Here is a 4,563-nt window from a genome sequence, read left to right on the forward strand (position 1 = left end):
GGGCGTGGACGCGCCGACCTTTCTGGCCCGCATGGCCGAAGGCCGCCGTGCGATCGAGACGCGCACCGCCGGCCTGGCCGACGTCCGCGTGATCGCGCTCAGTGAGCTCTGCGGCGGACTGGCGGGATGGCGGGAGCTGCAGGACGCGCAGCGCCAGCGCCTGGAGGCGATCCGCCGCGGCAGCCTGGCGCCGGTGCGCAGCGTGCCCTGGCGGGCGGTGCTGCGGGCGCGGCAACCGCTGTACGAACGCTGGGTGGGGCCGCAGCCGGGCGGCTACCTGCCCTTCCTGCTGAACCAGGGGGCGGAATACGCGGCGCTGGGCGAACTGGCGCAGCGGCTGGAGGGACGCAACAGCCTGTTGCTGTGCTGCGACCACGCCGCGATGACGCCGTTCTACAAGGCGCTGCACGACCAGCCGGTCGTGTATCTGCAGCGCAACTACACCTGAACGCAGGCTGACGGCGCAGGCGAAGAAAAAGATGGCACTTTTACCCAAGCCATCCCTAGAATGGACCTTGAAGAAAGGCTTTCGGGCTGATCTTCCCTGCTTTTCCTCCCTGAGCAGGAGCTCCATGAGCTTTCCGGGCCCTGGCAAGAAATTGCCGGGCCTTTTCTTTTTGACGGGGCACGCCGGAACCATAAAGCCCCGAGGCCTGGACCCCCACGCTGGGCGATGTCGTTGACCGCCTCTGTCGCGCCTCCACTTGGGTCCAGGCTCCGAGATCTTTCACCGGATGACAGCACTGGGGACAAATGTCGCCCGTGTAGTTCTTTCGCGCACCTACCCGGAAGAGTGGTGCGCTGTTTGCAACGGCTAATGGGTGGGTTTAATCGAGCAGCGACTCGTCGCGCACGGCACCCTTGTCGGCCGACATGACCAGCTTGGCGTAGGCCTTCAGCGCGGCCGAGACCTTGCGTGGGCGCGGCTGGGCCGGTTTCCAGCCCTTGGCGTCCTGCGCGGCGCGGCGGCGGGCCAGTTCCTCGTCGGACAGCAGCACGTCGATGCGGCGGTTCGGGATGTCGATGCGGATGCGGTCGCCCTTCTCCACCAGGCCGATCGCGCCGCCGGCCGCCGCTTCCGGCGAGCAGTGGCCGATCGACAGGCCCGAGGTGCCGCCGGAGAAGCGGCCGTCGGTCAGCAGCGCGCAGGCCTTGCCCAGGCCCTTGGACTTGATGTAGCTGGTGGGATACAGCATCTCCTGCATGCCGGGGCCGCCCTTGGGGCCCTCGTAGCGGACGATCACCACGTCGCCGGCCTTGACCCGGTCGTTCAGGATGTCGTCCACCGCCTCGTCCTGCGACTCGGTCACGTGGGCCGCGCCCTCGAACACCAGGATGCTCTCGTCCACGCCGGCGGTCTTCACGACGCAGCCGTCCTGGGCGATGTTGCCGAACAGCACCGCCAGGCCGCCTTCCTTGGAGAAGGCGTGCTCGTAGGAGCGGATGCAGCCCTCGGCGCGGTCCAGGTCCAGGCTGGGCCAGCGCGTGGCCTGGCTGAAGGCGACCTGGGTGGGGACGCCTGCGGGGCCGGCCTTGTAGAAGGTCTTCACCGCCTCGTCCTGGGTGACGGCGATGTCCCACTGCTTCAGCGCCTCGCCCAGCGTCGGCGCGTGGACGGTCGGTGCGTCGACGTGCAGCTTGCCGGCCCGGGCCAGCTCGCCCAGGATGGCCATGATGCCGCCGGCGCGGTGCACGTCCTCGATGTGGTACTTGTTGGTGTTCGGCGCCACCTTGCACAGCTGCGGCACGGTGCGCGAGAGCCGGTCGATGTCGGCCATCGTGAACTCGATGCCGCCTTCGCGGGCGATGGCCAGGATGTGCAGGATGGTGTTGGTGGAGCCGCCCATGGCGATGTCCAGCGTCATCGCGTTCTCGAACGCCTGGAAGCCGACCGAGCGCGGCAGCACGCGCGCGTCTTCCTGCTCGTACCACTGGCGAGCCAGTTCGACGATGCGGTGGCCGGCGCGCTTGAACAGCTGCTCGCGGTCCGCGTGGGTGGCGACCACGGTACCGTTGCCGGGCAGCGAGAGGCCCAGCGCTTCGGTCAGGCAGTTCATCGAGTTGGCGGTGAACATGCCGGAGCAGGAGCCGCAGGTCGGGCAGGCGCTGCGCTCGATCTCGGCCAGATCGGAGTCGGTGTAGCGCGGGTCGGCGGCGGCGACCATCGCGTCGATCAGGTCCAGCTTCTTCAGCTCGATCGTCTTGGTGACCGGGTTGGCCAGGCGGGTCTTGCCGGCTTCCATCGGGCCGCCGGAGACGAAGATCACCGGGATGTTCAGCCGCATCGCGGCCATCAGCATGCCGGGCGTGATCTTGTCGCAGTTGGAGATGCAGACCATGGCGTCCGCGCAGTGCGCGTTGACCATGTACTCGACCGAGTCCGCGATGATGTCGCGGCTGGGCAGCGAGTACAGCATGCCGTCGTGGCCCATCGCGATGCCGTCGTCCACGGCGATCGTGTTGAACTCCTTGGCGACGCCGCCGGCGGCCTCGATCTCGCGCGCCACCAGTTGGCCCAGGTCCTTCAGGTGGACATGGCCCGGGACGAACTGGGTGAAGGAATTGACGACGGCGATGATGGGCTTGGAGAAGTCCTCGTCCTTCATGCCGGTGGCGCGCCACAGCGAGCGGGCACCGGCCATATTGCGGCCGGCGGTGGAAGTCTTGGAACGGTAGGCGGGCATCTGCTTTGAGAATTGAATCGGTGGTGGTGGGAGGTGCTCGCATGGGATCGCGAACCCTGCCGCCGACGCTGACCTCGTGAGTCGCGCCCGGGCTGAACCATCGATTATCGGGTCAGGCCTTGCCCTCTGCCCGGTCGACAAAAAAAGAGGCCCGGGGTGGAAGCCCCGGGCCTTAATCCATCCATGGGGGATGGAGGAGACAAGCGATACGAGACATAACTAGCAAACTCGATGCCATGTGGATTTCGACAGTGCGGCAATCGCCCATCGTGCCGAATCAAGGGTTTGCAAGGCTTTGTATCGCGCTGCGATGGAACTGGTTCCACCATTCCGAGGCAGGTGTGCCCCGGCCTGGTGCCGCACCGTACCAAAACGAGTCGGATCAGAGGCGTTCGACGATGGTGACGTTGGCCATGCCGCCGCCCTCGCACATGGTCTGCAGGCCGTAGCGCGCGCCGCGCTGGCGCAGCGCGTGCACCAGCGTCGCCATCAGCTTGGTGCCCGAGGCGCCGAGCGGGTGGCCCAGCGCGATCGCGCCGCCATGGACGTTGAGCCGCGCCGGATCGGCGCCGAGATGCTGCAGCCAGGCCAGCGGCACGCTGGCGAAGGCCTCGTTGACTTCGAAGAGATCGACGTCATCGATCTTCATGCCCGCGCGCTGCAAGGCCCGCTCGGTCGCCGGCAGCGGCGTCTCCAGCATGATGACCGGGTCGCTCCCCATCACGCTCATGTGGTGGATGCGGGCCAGCGGTGCCACGCGCAGCCGCCTCAGGCCGGCCTCGTTGACGACCATCACGCCGCTGGCGCCGTCGCAGATCTGCGAGGCATTGGCGGCGCTGATCACGCCGCCCTCCTGCAGCAGCTTGACGGCGCCGATGCCTTCCAGCGTGGCGTCGTGGCGGATGCCTTCGTCGGCGTCGTGGACGGAGCCGTCGGCCAATGACAGCGGCAGGATCTCGTCGCGGAACAGGCCGGCGCCCGCGGCGGCCGAGGCGCGGCGGTGGCTTTCCAGCGCGTAGGCGTCGAGCTGGTCGCGCGAGAAGCCGTACTTGCGCGCGATCATCTCCGCGCCCATGAACTGGCTGAAGCGCACGCCGTCGTAGCGCGCATCGATGGCCGGGCTCTGATAACTGCCAAGTTCAGCGGGGTTGGGGCTGAACATCGGCACCCGCGTCATCGACTCGACGCCGGCCGCGATGACGATGTCCATCGTCCCCGACATCACCGCCTGCGCCGCGAAATGCAGCGCCTGCTGCGAGGAGCCGCACTGCCGGTCCACGGAAGTGCCGGGCACCGACTCGGGCAGCTTCGAGGCCAGCACCGCGTTGCGCGCGACGTTGCTGGCCTGCTCGCCGACCTGGCTGACGCAGCCGAGGATCACGTCGTCGATGGAGGCCGGGTCGGCGCCGGTGCGCTCGACCAGCGCGTCGATCACCTGCGCCGCGAGATCGACCGGATGCCAGCCGGAAAGGCGTCCCTTGCGCTTGCCGCCGGCGGTGCGCAGCGCGGCGACGATATAGGCCTCGGCCATGGTGCCTGTCTCCTGTTGTTGGAAGGTCAGGCGATTGTGCTCGTTCTCCTGCGCCAGGTTTCCGCATGGGCGCGCAGGGCCTCGGCCAGCTCGGGTTCCGGCGCCGGCACCGGGTCCAGCGCGGCACCCTGCCCCTGCTGATCCCAGCGGCCCAGCAGCCAGGCGCCGCGGGCCGTGCCCTCCAGCGCATCGGTCGAGCGCAGCAGCGGACGTGACGGGCCGAGGATGGCGGCCAGGGCCAGGCAGTAGGCCTGGCTGCGGGCCAGCGGACCTTCGAGGATCACCGGCTGGCGCGAATGCTCGCCGCCCAGGTCGTCGACCAGCAGCGCGCTCATCCCGGCGCAGTAC

At 68.4% G+C, this 4,563-nt stretch carries 4 protein-coding genes; 1 reads left to right on the top strand and 3 read right to left on the bottom strand.

Features of this window, described 5'->3' with window-relative positions; all coding sequences use genetic code 11:
- A partial coding sequence (locus B0W88_RS33960; protein ID WP_158080970.1) for a hypothetical protein occupies positions 1-448 on the top strand: 448 nt, incomplete at its 5' end.
- A 379-nt stretch (positions 449-827) separates the two neighbouring features.
- On the opposite strand, the gene ilvD is transcribed toward B0W88_RS33960, so the two are convergent.
- The 3 genes from ilvD to B0W88_RS29945 all read right to left on the bottom strand — a co-directional run.
- A complete protein-coding gene (gene ilvD / locus B0W88_RS29935; protein ID WP_077038165.1) occupies positions 828-2,684 on the bottom strand; it encodes a dihydroxy-acid dehydratase in 1,857 nt (618 codons plus the stop codon).
- Positions 2,685-3,066: 382 nt separating this feature from the next.
- On the bottom strand, positions 3,067-4,215 hold the full coding sequence (locus B0W88_RS29940) for an acetyl-CoA C-acetyltransferase (RefSeq protein WP_077038166.1): 1,149 nt from the start codon (positions 4,213-4,215) through the stop codon (positions 3,067-3,069).
- A 26-nt stretch (positions 4,216-4,241) separates the two neighbouring features.
- Positions 4,242-4,563 (bottom strand): hypothetical protein (locus B0W88_RS29945; RefSeq protein WP_369973964.1); only part of this gene is annotated, 322 nt, incomplete at its 5' end.

Origin of the sequence: Pelomonas sp. KK5, assembly GCF_001984095.1 — a bacterium.
Taxonomy (GTDB): domain Bacteria; phylum Pseudomonadota; class Gammaproteobacteria; order Burkholderiales; family Burkholderiaceae_C; genus KK5.

What these genes read in the sequence shown, in the direction of transcription:
- ilvD (WP_077038165.1), bottom strand. Translation starts at nt 2,684, where the DNA reads ATGCCCGCCTACCGTTCCAAGACTTCCACCGCCGGCCGCAATATGGCC.
- B0W88_RS29940 (WP_077038166.1), bottom strand. Translation starts at nt 4,215, where the DNA reads ATGGCCGAGGCCTATATCGTCGCCGCGCTGCGCACCGCCGGCGGCAAG.